Genomic DNA, 16,807 nt, shown 5'->3' on the forward strand with positions numbered 1-16,807 from the left:
CATCCGGCCGTACCACGACCTCGCACACCCGGCACTTCGGCCCTCCGTGCGCCGCCCCATCACGCGCCACCCCTCTTCATAGCCCCCTGGCGCGGACCATCCTGCCGCGTGCGTCACCGCGGCACCGCGCTATCAGTGGGAGCGGCTGAAAGGGAGCGGCCGTACGGCGATCAGTTTTCGCCCGTGCAACCGATTTGCTCGCTTTTGTGAACCGGCAGAACTCCGGGAAACACAAAACCCCGACCGCGAGAGCGGCCGGGGTCTGCTCCGAGACTGTTGTCGGTACTCACGAACCCGTGGGCACGGAGTCAGTCGCCTCCGTCCACAGATCCTGCTCGGCGCGATCCGCCTGGATCTGGCGGTACACGAGGAGCCCGCCGATGGCGGCCAGTGCGACCAGGAGAAGCTTCTTCACCGCGCGACCTCGTCTTTCGTTGACGTAGGGGACTTCTGGCGCCCGACTATACACACCGACCGATACCGATCGGTGACCTGGATCGGCCCTCAACTACGGCCCCGCGCACAGCAGATAGGACGGGATCCGACCGCTCCGATCTCAGGGTGATCACACATCACAGACAGTGACTTTCGATGGCATCTACGGACTTTTCCGGTCTCTTGCGGCCATCCGGGTGGTGTTCATCTGAACATCAACGCGCCACGGGCGTTGGTCCACCACTTCGCGGCCCACATACACATCATGAGGAAAGTACGCAAATCGCCCGACCCGAAAGTGAGGGGCCATGACCCAGATCAAGGTCATGAAGCTGTGGACCGTCATCGTCACCGCCTTCCTGGCGCTGTGCACGACGCTCGGACTCATCACCACCACCGCGGCCGCCGCGGTACCGCAGGCGGCCTCGGGCCGCAACACCGAGACCTCCGTGACGGCCCCGGCGACGGCCTACTGGACCTGGTCCTACAGTCGGGCCCTGCCCCCCACCATGAAGCAACGCATCCGCGCCGAGGCCCACGGTTCCTCGCCGAGTTGCCGCCACCGCGCACCGGCTGACGGCGACGCGACGGACCTCGCCGCTCTCGGCGATCCGGAAGGCCTGGTCGACCCCGCTGTCTGCTCCGGGCCCGAGACCCTCGTAGCGCCCGGCACGGAGCGTCTGACAGCCCTCACACCCGTAGCACCGCTCCAGCGCTGAGCCGCGCGGGGAGCACCGTACGAGGAATCGGTACGAGCAATCGGTACAAGAAGTCCGTACGGGAAGTCCGTATGAGAAGTCGGCACGAGAAGTCGCCGTGAGAAGTCGGCACGGGCGGTAAGTAACCGGACACCGCCCCTGGCCCCTCCCCGTCTCTTCTCGCCCCCTTCTCGCCCCTTCTCCCCTCCTCGAACCTCTCGCCCCTTCGCCTCCTCCTGGCTCACGCGCCCCTCCACGTGACCCCTCGCTCGACCCGCAACCCCTCACAGACACCCTGACGTAGCGGCGAACTTGCGTACAAAGCACCCAGGGCAAAGGCCCGGCGACTCTCACGAGTTGCCGGGCCTTCGACGTTGCACCGAGGTAAGTCCTCCGCCGCGCCCCACGCGCCGGCTCCTTGGGCAGGACCTCAGGCCTCACGATCGCCGATGCGCCACGATCGCCGGCACCTTCTCCGGCTCCAGCTCAGACTCCGGCTCCAGCATCAGCATCAGCTCCGGCTCCGGCTCCAGCTCCAGCTCCAGCTCCAAACGCCCCCATGCGCCGCCCGAAGCCGACGCCCGGGATCAGGATCCCCGCGAGCAGGACCCGCCACTGGACGGCCTGGACCTCGTACAGGAAACGCAAAGACCCCCAACCGAGATTGGTTGGGGGTCTTCATGCTGTGGGGCTAACAGGATTTGAACCTGTGGCCTCATCCTTATCAGGGATGCGCTCTAACCAACTGAGCTATAGCCCCGCCGCGCTTTGCGGTGTGTGTCCCGCGCGCTGACCTCTGAAGATTAGCGCACGACGCGGCCAGTCCCAAAATCGATAGTCAGAGGGCGTTTGAGCGGGCCCTCACTCGTCCTCTGCGAGGGTCAGCTCGACACCGCCGACGAAGCCGGCGGAGAGGTTGTAGATGAACGCTCCGAGGGTCGCCAGGGCGGTCGCGAGGACCACGTCGATGACCGCGATGACCGAAGTGAACATCAGGACGTGCGGGAGCGAGAGGAACGACTGCAGGTCGAAGCCGTTCGACTCGTTCGAGCCCGTCGCCTCGGAGATCGTGCCGCCGACGGTCGAGAAGACGCCCATCGCGTCCATGACCATCCACAGCACCGCGGCCGCCACGATCGTGCAGATGCCGAGCGCGATGGAGAGCAGGAAACTGACCTTCATCACCGACCACGGGTCGGCCTTGGCCACCCGCAGTCGCGCCTTGCGCGTGCGCGGCGTCGTCCGCGCCCCGGTGCGCGGCCGACGGACAGCGCCCGACGGCGGCTGCGCCGGATACGCCTGCGGCGGGTGATACGGCTGCGCGGGCTGCTGCGCCTGCCGCTCGCCGGGCAGCGGCGACGCCGGGCCCGCCGTCGGCGCGCTCGGCGCCGCGGGTGCCCCGACCGGGGCCGCCTGCCCGCCCGCGTACTGCTGGGCCTGCTGGCCTCGGGTGTCCGTCACAGTTCCCCCCTGGGATCCATGAGAATCATGGGAGTCGGTCTCATTCATGGCGGTGCCACGGCCGCCGTCCGTTTCCGTACCGGTCGATCCGGCGCCCGTGGCTCCGCTCACGACGACTCACTCCTCGCGCTACTCGGCCGAGGACGGCTCGCCCTCTTCCGCACCGACGGCCTCGAGGCCTTCGGCGATCTCGTCCACGGCGTCACCGCCGTCGACCTCCTCCGCCTCACGACCGGCCTCGGCATTACGAGCGATACCGACGACGGCATCGCGCTTGCCCAGGTTGATCAGTTGGACGCCCATGGTGTCACGGCCCGTCTCCCTGACCTCGTTGACTCGCGTACGAATCACACCACCGGACAGTGTGATGGCGAGGATTTCATCGGTCTCCTCGACCACCAGCGCGCCGACGAGAGAACCGCGGTCCTCCACGATCTTGGCGGCCTTGATACCGAGGCCGCCGCGACCCTGGACGCGGTACTCGTCGACGGCGGTCCGCTTCGCGTACCCACCGTCTGTGGCAGTGAACACGAACGTACCGGGTCGAACAACATTCATCGAGAGCAGCTCATCGCTCCCGCGGAAGCTCATGCCCTTGACGCCCGAGGTCGCACGGCCCATCGGTCGCAAAGCGTCATCCGTCGCGGTGAACCTGATCGACTGCGCCTTCTTGCTGATCAGGAGCAGATCGTCCTCGGAGGATACGAGTTCGGCTCCGATCAGTTCGTCGTCGGAACCGTCCTCCGTCTCACGAAGGTTGATCGCGATGACACCGCCGGATCGGGGCGAATCGTAATCCTTGAGAGGCGTCTTCTTGACCAGTCCGCCCTTCGTGGCCAGCACCAGATACGGCGCCGCCTCGTAGTCGCGGATCGCGAGGATCTCGGCGATCGCCTCGTCCGGCTGGAAGGCCAGCAGGTTGGCGACGTGCTGGCCACGCGCGTCACGCCCGGCGTCCGGGAGCTCGTACGCCTTGGCGCGGTAGACGCGGCCCTTGTTGGTGAAGAACAGCAGCCAGTGGTGCGTCGTCGACACGAAGAAGTGGTCGACGATGTCGTCCTGCTTCAGCTTCGTCCCGCGGACGCCCTTGCCGCCGCGCTTCTGCGAGCGGTAGTCCTCCGTCTTGGTGCGCTTGATGTAGCCACCGCGCGTGATGGTGACGACGATGTCTTCCTCGGCGATCAGGTCCTCGATGGACATGTCACCGTCGAAGGGCACCAGCTTGGAGCGGCGGTCGTCGCCGAACTTCTCGACGATCGCGGCGAGCTCCTCGCTGATGATGCCGCGCTGACGCACCGGCGAGGCAAGGATCTCGTTGTACTCGCGGATCTTGGCCTGAAGCTCGTCGTGCTCCTGGATGATCTTCTGACGCTCCAGGGCGGCCAGCCTGCGCAGCTGCATCTCGAGGATCGCGTTGGCCTGGATCTCGTCGATCTCCAGGAGGCCCATGAGGCCCTCTCGCGCGATCTCGACGGTGTCGCTGCGCCGGATCAGCGCGATGACCTCATCGATGGCGTCCAGAGCCTTCAGGAGGCCGCGCAGGATGTGCGCGCGCTCCTCGGCCTTGCGCAGCCGGAACTTCGTACGGCGGACGATGACCTCGATCTGGTGCGTCACCCAGTGGCGGATGAACGCGTCCAGGGAGAGGGTGCGCGGCACACCGTCGACGAGCGCCAGCATGTTCGCGCCGAAGTTCGTCTGCAGGTCGGTGTGCTTGTAGAGGTTGTTCAGGACGACCTTGGCGACCGCGTCCCTCTTGAGCACGATCACGAGCCGCTGGCCGGTACGGGAGCTGGTCTCGTCCCGGACGTCCGCGATGCCGCCGACCTTGCCGTCCTTGACCAGGTCGGCGATCTTCTGAGCGAGGTTGTCGGGGTTGGTCTGGTAGGGGAGTTCGGTGACCACCAGGCACTGGCGGTTCTGGATCTCCTCGACGTCGACGACCGCGCGCATCGTGATGGAGCCACGGCCCGTGCGGTACGCCTCCTCGATGCCCTTGCGGCCCACCACCAGGGCGCCACTCGGGAAGTCGGGGCCCTTGATGCGCTCGATCAGCGCGTCCAGGAGCTCCTCGTGGGAGGCCTCGGGGTTCTCCAGATACCACTGGGCGCCGGCCGCGACCTCGCGCAGGTTGTGCGGCGGGATGTTGGTGGCCATACCGACCGCGATGCCCGCCGAGCCGTTGATCAGCAGGTTCGGGAAGCGGGCCGGCAGGACCGTCGGCTCCTGGTTGCGGCCGTCGTAGTTGTCCGTGAAATCGACGGTCTCCTCGTCGATGTCGCGGACCATCTCCATGGACAGCGGCTTCAGCTTGCACTCGGTGTACCGCATGGCGGCGGCCGGGTCGTTGCCGGGAGAGCCGAAGTTGCCGTTGGAGTCCACCAGCGGCATCCGCATCGACCACGGCTGCGCGAGGCGGACCAGCGCGTCGTAGATCGAGGAGTCGCCGTGCGGGTGGTAGGTGCCCATGACGTCACCGACGACGCGGGCGCACTTGTAGAAGCCCTTCTCGGGCCGGTAGCCGCCGTCGTACATGGCGTACAGGACGCGGCGGTGGACGGGCTTGAGTCCGTCCCGTACGTCGGGCAGCGCGCGCGACACGATGACGGACATCGCGTAGTCGAGGTAGGAGCGCTGCATCTCGGTCTCGAGCCCGACGGGCTCGATACGCAGGGCGATCTCGTCCTCTTCAGGGGTGATCGGCGTGTTCTCGTCGGTCATTGCTGGTGAAGATCCTTTCTGACGCGGTCAGCTGAGACCGACTCAGATGTCGAGGAAGCGGACGTCCTTGGCGTTGCGCTGGATGAACGCGCGGCGCGCCTCGACGTCCTCGCCCATGAGGACCGAGAACAGGTCGTCGGCCTGGGCTGCGTCGTCGAGCGTGACCTGGCCGAGCACGCGGTGCTCCTGGTCCATGGTCGTGATGCGCAGTTCCTCGGCGTTCATCTCACCGAGACCCTTGAAGCGCTGGATCGAGTCCTCGCGCACGCGCTTGCCGGCCTGGCGGCCGAGCTCGATCAGCGCGTCCCGCTCGCGGTCCGAGTACGCGTACTCGAAGTCGTCCCGGCCCCACTTGATCTTGTACAGCGGCGGGCGGGACAGGAAGACGTGTCCGGCCTCGACCAGCGGCCGCATGAAGCGGAACAGGAAGGTCAGCAGCAGGGTGTTGATGTGCTGGCCGTCGACGTCGGCGTCCGCCATCAGAATGATCTTGTGATAGCGGAGCTTCGCGATGTCGAAGTCCTCGTGGACTCCGGTGCCGAAGGCGGAGATCAGTGCCTGGATCTCCTGGTTCTGCAGGATCTTGTCGATCCGCGCCTTCTCGACGTTGAGGATCTTTCCTCGGATCGGAAGGATCGCCTGGTACTGCGGGTTGCGGCCGGACTTGGCCGAACCGCCGGCGGAGTCACCCTCGACGATGAAGATCTCGCACTTGACGGGGTCGTTCGACTGGCAGTCGGAGAGCTTGCCCGGCAGGGACGCCGACTCCAGCAGGCCCTTGCGGCGGGTGAGGTCACGCGCCTTGCGGGCCGCCACGCGCGCGGTGGCCGCCTGGATGGACTTGCGGATGATGTCCGCGGCCTCGACCGGGTTGCGGTCCAGCCAGTCGTTGAGGTGCTCGTAGACCGCCTTCTGGACGAAGGTCTTCGCCTCCGTGTTGCCCAGCTTGGTCTTGGTCTGGCCCTCGAACTGAGGCTCGCTCAGCTTGACCGAGATGATCGCGGTCAGACCCTCGCGGATGTCGTCACCCGTGAGGTTGTCGTCCTTCTCGCGAAGCAGCTTCTTGTCGCGCGCGTACTTGTTGATGAGCGAGGTCAGCGCCGCACGGAAGCCTTCCTCGTGCGTACCGCCCTCGTGCGTGTGGATGATGTTGGCGAAGGAGTACACGCCCTCGCTGTAGCCGCTGTTCCACTGCATCGCGACCTCGAGGGACAGGCTCTTGTCCTTGTCCTCGGCTTCGAGATCGATGACGGTGGGGTGCACCGCCTCTCCCTTGCGGGAGTTGAGGTACTTCACGAAGTCGACGATGCCGCCTTCGTAGTGGTACGTGACGGTCTTGACCTCGTCCTTCTCATCGGCGCCCGCCTCGTCCGCCCCGGCGGTGGCCTTCGCCGAATCGCGCTCATCAGTGAGTTTGATCGTCAAACCCTTGTTGAGGAACGCCATCTCCTGGAAGCGCCGCGAGAGCGTCTCGAAGGAGTACTCCGTGGTCTCGAAGATGTCCGCGTCGGCCCAGAAGGTGACCGACGTGCCCGTGTCCTGGATCGCCTCGTGCTTGACGAGCGGGGCCGTCGGGACGCCCATCTTGTAGTCCTGCGTCCAGCGGTGGCCGTCTGTCCTGACCTCGACGGAGACCTTGCTCGACAGGGCGTTCACGACGGAGACGCCGACGCCGTGCAGACCACCGGAGACCGCGTAACCGCCGCCGCCGAACTTGCCGCCCGCGTGCAGCACGGTCAGCACGACCTCGAGGGCCGGCTTGCCCTCGGACGCGACGATGCCCACCGGGATGCCGCGGCCGTTGTCGACGACGCGCACACCGCCGTCCGGGAGGATCGTGATCTCGATCGTGTCCGCGTGGCCTGCCAGCGCCTCGTCGACCGAGTTGTCCACCACCTCGTACACGAGGTGGTGGAGTCCACGTTCACCGGTCGAACCGATGTACATGCCAGGTCGCTTGCGGACCGCGTCCAGACCCTCGAGGACGGTGATGGCACTGGCGTCGTACGAGGCTGTGACCTCGCCGTTTGCGCCGACGTCGGTGGACGGGATGTTCTCGTTGGGGTTGCCGGAATCGGCCACGAAGCGCCCTTTCTGGCACAGCACAAGCCAAGCTCCCGGCGGGTGGCCGGAGCGGCTGCGGCGTGTTGCGTTGGTAAGCCTTAGTCAGCGTTGCTCGGTGCGTCCCACAAGTGGGGCGGGATTAGCTTCCAGTCTACCGGTAGCGCCGACAGTGATGGGGGTTTGCCGGTACCTGAGTCCGCATGTGCCGCCCTGAACCGGTCTCGCCCGACTCCCCATATGCGGACCCGGGCCCAAAGAGGCTTACAGCGGCACTCAGCGCTTCCGGGTGTCAACCCTTGGCTACTGACGAGTCAGGTCGATGTTCGCAACCGTGTGCGATGGCCCGCGAGGGTCGACCGAAGCCCGTCGAGAAAGGCCGTGCCGGGCGGCCGAAGCGGATTCCGATCAAGGCTCGACAGGTCCCTGACCAGGGATGATCGACGGTTTTCCCCATCAGCGAGCAGGGACGGCCGACTGCCTGCGGAGCGACGGCCGACCGCCACGGCGAACCCGGGAGGGCGGCGAGGTCACGCACGAGCGAGGGCTACGAGTGCCCGAAGGCCCGGCACACGGTCGCCGCCTCGGACGTACGTCGGCCGCGCGCGATGCGCTCGCCCGCGCGACGCGCTCGGAATCCGGCGCGAGCGAATGCCCGCGGAGGCTCGTCAACAGCCGGGTTCTCGGTCGGCGTGGTCTCGATCACCGGGGTCGACGGCCCGGCACGGCCGGTATCAGCCGGGGCCGAGGGTCCATCACGGTCACGAGCGACCGTGGTCGGGCCGGCCGTGGTCAGAGCCGTGGCGGCCGACGGAGTGGGATCCGTCACGATCGGCCGCAGTCGACGGTCCGGGCACTGTGCGGAGGCGCCGCGACGCCGGTCAGCGACAGGAGCGGGCGGCGCCAACGCACGCGGCGGTCCTGACGAACGTCGAGCCTGCTCGGCGACTCCGTGACGCCGGTCCTTTCCCGACAGGTCCGCGGCCCGGTCCGTCGTCGACCGGTCATCCGTAGGTGTCGCCGGGACCCTTGCTGCCCGGGGCGCGCAGGGGCCCAAAGCGGCGTGGGGGGCCTGTCGGCCCCTGGATCTTGAGCAGGCGCACCGTTCCGTGGCCGAGGTCCTGGTTCAGCCGCGCGACCAGCTGCGGCGCCAGCAGGCGGAGCTGGGTCGCCCAGGCGGTCGAGTCGCACTGCACCGTCAGAACCCGCTCGGCGGGGTCGTCGTCGTACCGAAGCGGAACGCAGTGCTTGGCCAGGTCCTCGCCGACGATCTGCGGCCAGCGGCCCATCACGCCGCCCACCGCTGCCGGGGTCTCCCAGCCGCGCTCGGTCAGCAGCCGGTTGATGGCGGCGCCGAGCGCCATGGGGTCGCGTCTGTCGGCACCCGAGCCGGAGCGCAGGCCGCCACCGCGCCGCGCCTGCTTCTTCTGCTGGACCGCGTCGCCACGCGCGCGTGCCTGCTCCTTGGCGGCACGCAGGGCGACGCGCGCGAGGTCCACGCCGGAGGGCTCGGGGGTCTTCTTCGGGGGTGCGGCGCCGGACGGGCCCTCGGCTCCGGTTCCCGATGTGTTGTCCGTCATACGCGCTCCACCGTGCCTCCGGACACGGCGTACCGCGTCCCGGTCAGAACCTCCGGTACGTCGTCGTCCACGGCGGCTGTCACGAGCACCTGCTCACCGGGCGCGACGAGCTCCGCGAGGCGCTCCCGCCTGCGGCTGTCGAGCTCCGCGAAGACATCGTCGAGGACCAGCACCGGCTCATTGCCCTCGGCCCGGAGCAGGTCGTACGAGGCCAGGCGCAGGGCCAGCGCGTACGACCAGGACTCGCCGTGGGAGGCGTATCCCTTGGCGGGCAGCTGGCCGAGTTTGAGAACCAGATCGTCCCGGTGGGGCCCTACGAGGGTCACGCCGCGCTCGATCTCCGGCTTGCGGGCCTCTTCCAGGGCGGCCATCAGCTGTGCGTAGAGCTCCTCGCGCGCGTGGCCCACGATGCCGGGCGAGGACGCCTTGTACTCCAGGGCGACGGGCCCGCCGCCGGGCGCCAGCTGCTCGTACGCCTTGTCGGCCAGCGGCTGGATCGCGGCGACCAGGTCGAGGCGCTGGGCCAGCAGTTCGGCGCCCACGCGCGCGAGGTGCTGGTCCCACACGTCGAGCGTGGACAGGTCCATGGTGCGGCCTCCGTGCCGGCGGGCCAGCGCGGCCGATTTCAGGAGGGTGTTGCGCTGCTTGAGGACCCGGTCGTAGTCGGAGCGGACACCCGCCATGCGCGGGGAGCGGGCGGTGATCATCTCGTCGAGGAACCGGCGCCGCTCTCCCGGGTCGCCCTTGACCAGGGCGAGGTCCTCGGGCGCGAAGAGGACGGTTCGTACGATACCGAGCACGTCACGGGGCCTGACCTGGGAGGACCTGTTGATGCGGGCACGGTTGGCCTTGCCGGGGTTCAGCTCCAGCTCGATGAGCTGCTGGCGCTCTCCCTGGCGGACATTGGCCCGGATGATCGCCCGGTCGGCGCCCATGCGGACGAGCGGCGCGTCGGAGGAGACACGGTGGCTGCCGAGGGTCGCGAGATAGCCGACCGCTTCGACCAGGTTCGTCTTGCCCTGTCCGTTGGGGCCCACGAACGCGGTGACGCCCGGGTCGAGCGGGACTTCGACCCGGGCGTACGAGCGGTAGTCGGCCAGCGACAGATGCGTGACGTGCATGGTCGTTCGACGACCTCCCCCAGCGTGGTGTTTCGGTTTCTTCCCGGGGTCCGGGTCGGCCCCGGTCCCCGGATTCTTCCCCGGCTGTGGACAACCGGGTCACCCCGGGTGTGGAGAACCCGGGGCGTCGATCAGGCCTTCTCGACGGCGTGACCGCCGAACTGGTTGCGCAGCGCCGCGATCATCTTCATCTGCGGCGAGTCGTCCTGCCGCGAGGCGAAGCGGGCGAAGAGCGACGCGGTGATCGCGGGAAGCGGCACCGCGTGGTCGATGGCGGCCTCCACGGTCCACCGGCCCTCGCCGGAGTCCTCCGCGTAGCCCTTGAGCTTCTCCAGGTGCTCGTCCTCGTCCAGCGCGTTGACAGCGAGGTCGAGCAGCCAGGAGCGGATGACCGTGCCTTCCTGCCAGGAGCGGAAGACCTCGCGCACGTCCGTGACGGAGTCGACCTTCTCCAGGAGCTCCCAGCCCTCGGCGTAGGCCTGCATCATGGCGTACTCGATGCCGTTGTGGACCATCTTCGCGAAGTGGCCCGCGCCGACCTTGCCGGCGTGCACCGCTCCGAAGTCGCCCTCGGGCTTGAGTGCGTCGAAGACCGGCTGCACCTGGGCGACGTGCTCGGCGTGGCCGCCGTACATCAGCGCGTAGCCGTTCTCCAGGCCCCAGACGCCGCCGGAGACGCCGCAGTCGACGAAGCCGATGCCCTTGATGCCCAGCTCGACGGCGTGCTTCTCGTCGTCGGTCCAGCGCGAGTTGCCGCCGTCCACGACGACGTCGCCCGGCTCCAGCAGGGCGGCCAGCTCGTCGACTGTTGACTGGGTCGCGGCGCCCGCCGGGACCATGACCCACACCACGCGCGGGCTCTTGAGCCTGCCCACAAGTTCTTCCAGGCTGTGGACATCGGCGAGGTCCGGGTTGCGGTCGTATCCGATGACGGTGTGACCTGCGCGGCGGATCCGCTCGCGCATGTTGCCGCCCATCTTGCCGAGGCCGACGAGACCGAGCTCCATCAGGTGTTCCTTAGGGTTGCGACGTGGCGTGAGGGCACTCTCGTACCTGGGTCCGAGCCTAGACCGGGGGGTACCACCCACGCCTTTCGGGCACCGGGGGAACTCACGCACATCTGTGGGCATAGCCGCTCAGACGTATGCCCCACCCGTGGTGCAGCCCGCCGGGCCCTGAGGACCGGCGGGCTTCGGGGGTCAGCCCGACAGGCGAACCGGCATGATCAGGTACTTGTAGGCCTCGTCCGCCTCGGCGTCCACGGCGGGCCTGCCGCTCAGCAGCGCGGGCTTCGTGGACGTCGTGAACGAGAGCTGGGCCACCGGCGAGTCGATGGCGCTCAGGCCGTCGAGCAGGAACGTCGGGTTGAAGGCGATCGAGACGTCGTCGCCCTCCAGCTGGGCGTCGACCCTTTCCACAGCCTGTGCGTCGTCGCTGGAGCCCGCCTCCAGGATCAGCACGCCCTGCTCGAAGCTCAGGCGCACCGGGGTGTTCCGCTCGGCGACCAGGGCCACACGCTTGACGGCCTCCACGAAGGGGGCGGTCTCGATGACGGCGATGGAGTTGAACTCCGTCGGGAACAGCGAGCGGTACTTCGGGAGGTCGCCTTCGAGCAGACGGGTGGTCGTACGCCGCCCGGCGCCCTCGAAGCCGATCAGGCCCTCGCCCGCGCCGGAGCCGGACAGCGCCAGGATCACGCTGTCGCCGCCCGTGAGGGCCTTGGCGGTGTCCAGGAGCGTCTTGGCGGGCACCAGGGCGACCGCGGACGCCTCCGGGTTCTCCGGCTTCCACAGGAACTCGCGGACCGCGAAGCGGTAGCGGTCGGTGGACGCCAGGGTGACCTTGTCGCCCTCGATCTCGATGCGCACACCGGTGAGCACGGGGAGGGTGTCGTCGCGTCCGGCCGCGATGGCCACCTGGGCGGCGGCCGAGGCGAAGACCTCGCCGGGGACGGTGCCGGTCGCCGACGGCATCTGCGGCAGCGCCGGGTACTCCTCCACAGGCAGGGTGTGGAGGGTGAACCGGGAGGAACCGCAGACCACGGTCGCCCGTACACCGTCTGTGGAAATCTCCACCGGCCGGTTGGGCAGTGCCCGGCAGATGTCGGCGAGAAGGCGGCCGGACACGAGGACCGTGCCCTCCTCGTCGATCTCCGCGTCCACGGAGACCCTCGCCGAGACCTCGTAGTCGAAGCTGGAGAGGCTCAGAGCGCCCTCCTCGGCCTTCAGAAGGAGGCCGGCGAGCACAGGCGCCGGCGGACGGGCCGGGAGGCTGCGTGCCGCCCAGGCCACTGCCTCCGCGAGTACGTCGCGTTCCACCCGGATCTTCACCGTTGCCGCCTCCGTCTGTTGCCGGCGCTCTCGCCCTGCTGGCCTTCGTCGTCTGACTCGGTGTCGCTCAGCCCACTGCTGGGAAGGACACCGGGGAACAGTCTGACGCACCGCGCTGACAGTCGGTGCCTCTCGGGGTCAAGTCGTGCCGAGCGGCACCTGAGCCTCCGAGAGCGAGTTGTGCACAGCCCCGTCTTCGAAACGTTTCCCAGGCTCTCTCTAGTTGGTCTTAGTAGTAGGCCCTGTGGAAACCGTGGATAACCCCGTTTTCGCAGCTCAGAGGCGATTTTTTGTCCACCGACCCTGTGGGCGGAGACGGTGGACAACCGGGGTTCTCTGTGGACGACGAAAAGTTCTGCACACTCGATGCACAGGCAGGGGCCACTTCTCCCCAGCGCCGTCCCCAGCTTTACCCACGTTCCCCACAGCCCAACCTGGCACCTTGGTGTGACGCCTTTCACTCGACGCGGTGAGATGGCGCGGCGCGTTGCCGAACAGTGGACAGAGGTGTGGAGAAGCTGGGGATCGCTGGGGACAACCGGCTCCAGCCTGTGGGTCACCGGTGGACAACTCCGCGCACAGCCTGTGGATCTTTTCTTCGTCCACAGTCTGTGGAGAATCTTCGTCCACGAATCCACAGGCGGTTGACCTGGTCTGATGGTCTTTCACCTCGGCTGCCTGTGGACACAGTCTGGACAACTTCCCAGTCCCCAGGATGTGGACGCCAGAAAGTCACCACATCTGTGGAGAGTGGCCGTAACCAGACTCGGATTCGAACAGCAGGTGTCGGTCCGGTAGCGGTGAAAACGGGGCCGGAGCCCTCGAAACGTCTCCCTGACCCCCTCGGGGAGCGCCTCCGAACCCCTCCGAGGGAGCTTCCGCACCTCTCGGAGCGTGCTGCGGAGCCGTTTCGAGCGCACCCCGGACACTCCTCGGAGCATGCGGATGAGCCCTCTTCGAGCGCGACCTGGGGCCCTGAGCGTGTGTGCGGGACCTCCCAGGGCCCGTGTGCCGGAACGGCGAAGGGCGCCCTCGGGACGATGTCCCGGGGGCGCCCTCGGCCACGTACGGCCGCGCCTGCCTACGACCGAGCTTGCCGGCGGCGAGGCCGGCGACGGCTCCGTCAGCCGTTCTTGATGCGGTTCGTGAGCTCGGTGACCTGGTTGTAGATGGAGCGGCGCTCGGCCATCAGCGCACGGATCTTGCGGTCGGCATGCATCACGGTCGTATGGTCGCGGCCGCCGAACTGCGCGCCGATCTTCGGCAGCGACAGATCGGTGAGCTCACGGCACAGGTACATGGCGATCTGCCGGGCCGTCACCAGGACGCGGCTGCGCGAGGACCCGCACAGGTCGTCCACCGTGAGGCCGAAGTAGTCCGCGGTGGCCGCCATGATGGCGGGCGCGGTGATCTCCGGGGCCGAATCCTCGCCGCCGGGGATCAGGTCCTTGAGGACGATCTCCGTCAGGCCGAGGTCCACCGGCTGCCGGTTGAGCGACGCGAACGCCGTCACCCGGATCAGCGCGCCCTCCAACTCGCGGATGTTGCGCGAGATCCGGGACGCGATGAACTCCAGCACCTCCGGCGGGGCGTTGAGCTGCTCCTGCACCGCCTTCTTGCGAAGGATGGCGATGCGGGTCTCCAGCTCGGGCGGCTGGACGTCGGTGATCAGACCCCACTCGAACCGGTTCCGCAGCCGGTCCTCCAGCGTGACCAGCTGTTTGGGCGGCCGGTCGCTGGAGAGCACGATCTGCTTGTTCGCGTTGTGGAGCGTGTTGAAGGTGTGGAAGAACTCCTCCTGCGTCGACTCCTTGTCCGCGAGGAACTGGATGTCGTCGACGAGCAGGATGTCCATCTCCCGGTACCGCTTGCGGAAGCTGTCGCCCTTGCCGTCACGGATGGAGTTGATGAACTCGTTGGTGAACTCCTCCGAGCTCACGTACCGCACCCGAGTGCCCGGGTAGAGGCTGCGCGCGTAGTGCCCGATCGCATGCAGCAGATGCGTCTTGCCGAGTCCCGACTCCCCATAGATGAAGAGAGGGTTGTACGCCTTCGCCGGCGCCTCGGCGACGGCCACGGCGGCGGCGTGCGCGAAGCGGTTCGAGGCGCCGATCACGAACGTGTCGAAGAGGTACTTCGGGTTCAGTCGCGCGGTGGGCTCGGCCGGACCCGACGCGGGCTGCGAGGCCTTCGGCCCCGGGGCGCCGCCCGAGGACGGCAGCGAAGGGCCGCCCCTGCGGGCCTGGCCGCCGCCGGAGGGGTCCTGAAGATCGCGGCGGTCGGGACGCTGGTCGTAGTCCTGGCGCTGCTGCTCGTAGGGCGGGCGGTCCATCGACTGCGGCCGGTAGTCCTGCGGCGGCGAGGCGTAGGGGTCCCGCTCGGGGAAGCCGAGGCGCTGCTGCTGCCAGCCGTAGTCGTCCTGGGAGTGACGCGGCCAGGCGCCCGGCTCCGGGCGCTGGTAGTCCGGATACGCGGGACGGGCGGTCGGCAACTGGTCGCCCGGGGCGCCGGGAGGCGGTTCGGAACGGCCGCCGCGGTGGTCGTCGGCGCGGTGGCGGCCGTACCCCTCGTATCCCTCGCGACGCTGGGAGTCGTAGGGGCCGCGGTCGTCGCGGCTCTGCGGCTCGTAACCGTTGCGGTCGTCCCGTCCCTGACCGCCGCCGTCGTAACCGCCGCGGTCGTCCCGTCCCTGACCGTCGTAGGCGCTCCGGTCGTCGCGGCCCTGGCCGCCGTCGTACGGGCCGCGGTCGTCGCGCCCCTGGTTCTCGTAGGAGTCCCGGCTCTGGCCCGGTCCGGTGGGGAGCTCGGGCTCCTCGTAGCGGGGCGGGGCGGGAGCGGGCTCGCCGGCGGAGTCGTCGACGGTGATGGCGATGCGGATGGGACGGCCGCACTCGCGGCTCAGCGTCTCGCTGACGATCGGCGCGAGCCGGCCCTCCAGTACGTTCTTCGCGAACTCGTTCGGGACGGCGAGCAGGGCGGTGTCCGCGACCAGCGCCAACGGCTGGCAGCGCTTGATCCAGTGCTCGTCCTTCGCCTCGACACCCTGCCCGCGGCCCTCGCCGAGAAGTTGCTCCAGTACGCGTGGCCACACTGCGGCAAGATCGGCAGGTACGTCAGCCACGGGGCACGCTCTCTCACGGGTTCCACGAACGTGTGGTTCGGGGAACAGGTTGGGAAGTCAGTCGGGTGGGGCGGGGGGAACAGAACCGCTGGGGCGGTGGGAAGGGAACGAATGGGAGTTCAGCCACGGTAGTCAGGGCGACCGGTGCGGTTCAAGTTGTTGTCCCCAGCCTGTGGATAGTGTCTCCTGTCAGGGACTGGTTTGACCGGATGGCGTAGCCGCGCGTACCGTAACCAGGTCGAGTTGTCGATGGCTGCTGCCGCCTGCCTCCGATGGGCACAGATCGCGAAGAGTGATCGGGAAGCGGTGCACTCGGGCGTAATGCGAGTTTCCTCGTGGGCGCACGGTGACAGCCAGGACGGCACCCCGCCACCATCGATTCTTTCTGGAGCCCCCTAGTGAGCAAGCGCACCTTCCAGCCGAACAACCGTCGTCGCGCCAAGACCCACGGCTTCCGCCTGCGGATGCGCACCCGTGCCGGCCGCGCGATTCTCGCGAACCGCCGTGGCAAGGGTCGCGCCAGCCTGTCCGCCTGATTACTTACAGGTCATGATCTCGTGCTGCCTACCGAGCATCGGCTGAGGCGGCGCGAAGACTTCGCGACCGCGGTACGCCGAGGACGCCGGGCCGGACGCCCGCTTCTCGTCGTCCATCTACGTAGCGGTGCACCGGACCCGCACGCGCCTGGGGAGAGCGCTCCCTCGACGCGTGCGGGTTTCGTCGTGAGCAAAGCCGTGGGCGGAGCGGTCATACGCAACAAGGTGAAGCGCAGACTTCGCCATCTGATGCGCGACCGAGTCGCCCTGTTGCCCCCCGGTAGCCTGGTAGTCGTACGAGCGCTGCCCGGTGCGGGCGACGCCAACCATGAACAGCTGGCCCGAGACCTGGATGCCGCCCTGCAGCGGCTACTGGGAGGGGGCGCGCGATGAAGTACCCACTGCTTGCTCTCATCAAGCTCTACCAGTGGACGATCAGCCCGTTGCTCGGGCCGGTCTGCAAGTACTACCCGTCGTGCTCCCGATACGGCTACACAGCCATCGACCGGCACGGTGCGATCAAGGGAACGGCACTTACCGCCTGGCGCATCCTCCGGTGCAATCCGTGGTCGCTGGGCGGTGTGGACCATGTTCCGCAACGCAAGCGTCCGCGGTGGCACGAATTGCTGCGTAACGCCTGGCGTGCACGCAAGGGCGGGACCTCCGCCGCCGAACCGGCCACCGGGGAGACCACTGCCCCGGGCCCGGCCGCCGAGACCCCGTCCCATGCTCAAGGAGCCTGA

13 protein-coding genes and 1 tRNA gene are annotated in these 16,807 nt (G+C 68.2%); 4 read left to right on the forward strand and 10 right to left on the reverse strand.

All coding sequences use genetic code 11. The features are described from left to right. Positions 1-286: 286 nt before the first annotated feature. Complete coding sequence (locus tag ABZX90_RS13830) at positions 287-415, reverse strand: DLW-39 family protein (RefSeq protein ID WP_003999697.1); 129 nt, start codon at positions 413-415, stop codon at positions 287-289. 328 nt (positions 416-743) lie between these two features. Between ABZX90_RS13830 and ABZX90_RS13835 the strand changes: the two genes are divergently transcribed. Next, on the forward strand, positions 744-1,154 hold the full coding sequence (locus tag ABZX90_RS13835; RefSeq protein ID WP_351124199.1) for a DUF6344 domain-containing protein: 411 nt from the start codon (positions 744-746) through the stop codon (positions 1,152-1,154). 665 nt (positions 1,155-1,819) lie between these two features. Here ABZX90_RS13835 and ABZX90_RS13840 read toward each other — a convergent pair. The 9 genes from ABZX90_RS13840 to dnaA form a co-directional block, all read right to left on the reverse strand. Beyond that, positions 1,820-1,893 (reverse strand) — tRNA-Ile (locus ABZX90_RS13840). Positions 1,894-1,994: 101 nt separating this feature from the next. Further along, on the reverse strand, positions 1,995-2,705 hold the full coding sequence (locus ABZX90_RS13845) for a DUF3566 domain-containing protein (RefSeq protein WP_355204550.1): 711 nt from the start codon (positions 2,703-2,705) through the stop codon (positions 1,995-1,997). A gap of 18 nt (positions 2,706-2,723) precedes the next feature. Then, positions 2,724-5,315 (reverse strand): DNA gyrase subunit A, encoded by a 2,592-nt coding sequence (gene gyrA, locus ABZX90_RS13850; protein WP_351124205.1) that lies wholly within the window; start codon positions 5,313-5,315, stop codon positions 2,724-2,726. A gap of 42 nt (positions 5,316-5,357) precedes the next feature. Next, positions 5,358-7,421 (reverse strand): DNA topoisomerase (ATP-hydrolyzing) subunit B, encoded by a 2,064-nt coding sequence (gene gyrB / locus ABZX90_RS13855; protein WP_351124208.1) that lies wholly within the window; start codon positions 7,419-7,421, stop codon positions 5,358-5,360. A gap of 959 nt (positions 7,422-8,380) precedes the next feature. Continuing rightward, entirely contained in the window at positions 8,381-8,956 is a 576-nt protein-coding gene (locus ABZX90_RS13860) for a DciA family protein (protein WP_351124210.1), read from the reverse strand. Then, positions 8,953-10,077 carry a DNA replication/repair protein RecF gene (gene recF / locus ABZX90_RS13865; RefSeq protein WP_351124213.1) on the reverse strand — a complete coding sequence of 375 codons (1,125 nt, stop codon included), beginning with the start codon at positions 10,075-10,077 and terminating at the stop codon, positions 8,953-8,955. Before recF ends, ABZX90_RS13860 begins: the two co-directional genes overlap by 4 nt. Positions 10,078-10,208: 131 nt before the next feature. Continuing rightward, positions 10,209-11,084, reverse strand: a complete 876-nt coding sequence (gene gnd, locus ABZX90_RS13870; protein WP_351124216.1) for a phosphogluconate dehydrogenase (NAD(+)-dependent, decarboxylating) — start codon at positions 11,082-11,084, stop codon at positions 10,209-10,211. Positions 11,085-11,276: 192 nt separating this feature from the next. Continuing rightward, a complete protein-coding gene (gene dnaN / locus ABZX90_RS13875) occupies positions 11,277-12,407 on the reverse strand; it encodes a DNA polymerase III subunit beta (RefSeq protein WP_351124219.1) in 1,131 nt (376 codons plus the stop codon). 1,123 nt (positions 12,408-13,530) lie between these two features. Beyond that, positions 13,531-15,528, reverse strand: coding sequence for a chromosomal replication initiator protein DnaA (gene dnaA / locus ABZX90_RS13880; RefSeq protein WP_351124222.1), 1,998 nt, complete (start codon positions 15,526-15,528; stop codon positions 13,531-13,533). Positions 15,529-15,926: 398 nt separating this feature from the next. Here dnaA and rpmH point away from each other — a divergent pair, with 398 nt between their 5' ends. From rpmH to yidD, 3 genes are read left to right on the forward strand one after another with little or no spacing between them, the layout of a single operon-like run. Next, positions 15,927-16,064 carry a 50S ribosomal protein L34 gene (gene rpmH, locus ABZX90_RS13885; protein WP_006381191.1) on the forward strand — a complete coding sequence of 46 codons (138 nt, stop codon included), beginning with the start codon at positions 15,927-15,929 and terminating at the stop codon, positions 16,062-16,064. 21 nt (positions 16,065-16,085) lie between these two features. Next, on the forward strand, positions 16,086-16,457 hold the full coding sequence (rnpA, locus tag ABZX90_RS13890) for a ribonuclease P protein component (protein WP_351124226.1): 372 nt from the start codon (positions 16,086-16,088) through the stop codon (positions 16,455-16,457). Then, a complete protein-coding gene (gene yidD / locus ABZX90_RS13895; protein WP_266760612.1) occupies positions 16,454-16,807 on the forward strand; it encodes a membrane protein insertion efficiency factor YidD in 354 nt (117 codons plus the stop codon). The genes rnpA and yidD overlap by 4 nt, the downstream gene beginning before the upstream one ends.

Origin of the sequence: Streptomyces sp. NPDC002935 (genome assembly GCF_040611295.1) — a bacterium.
Lineage (GTDB): Bacteria > Actinomycetota > Actinomycetes > Streptomycetales > Streptomycetaceae > Streptomyces.

What these genes read in the sequence shown, in the direction of transcription:
- gyrA (WP_351124205.1), bottom strand. Translation starts at nt 5,315, where the DNA reads ATGACCGACGAGAACACGCCGATCACCCCTGAAGAGGACGAGATCGCC.
- ABZX90_RS13860 (WP_351124210.1), bottom strand. Translation starts at nt 8,956, where the DNA reads ATGACGGACAACACATCGGGAACCGGAGCCGAGGGCCCGTCCGGCGCC.
- yidD (WP_266760612.1), top strand. Translation starts at nt 16,454, where the DNA reads ATGAAGTACCCACTGCTTGCTCTCATCAAGCTCTACCAGTGGACGATC.
- ABZX90_RS13835 (WP_351124199.1), top strand. Translation starts at nt 744, where the DNA reads ATGACCCAGATCAAGGTCATGAAGCTGTGGACCGTCATCGTCACCGCC.
- recF (WP_351124213.1), bottom strand. Translation starts at nt 10,077, where the DNA reads ATGCACGTCACGCATCTGTCGCTGGCCGACTACCGCTCGTACGCCCGG.
- gnd (WP_351124216.1), bottom strand. Translation starts at nt 11,084, where the DNA reads ATGGAGCTCGGTCTCGTCGGCCTCGGCAAGATGGGCGGCAACATGCGC.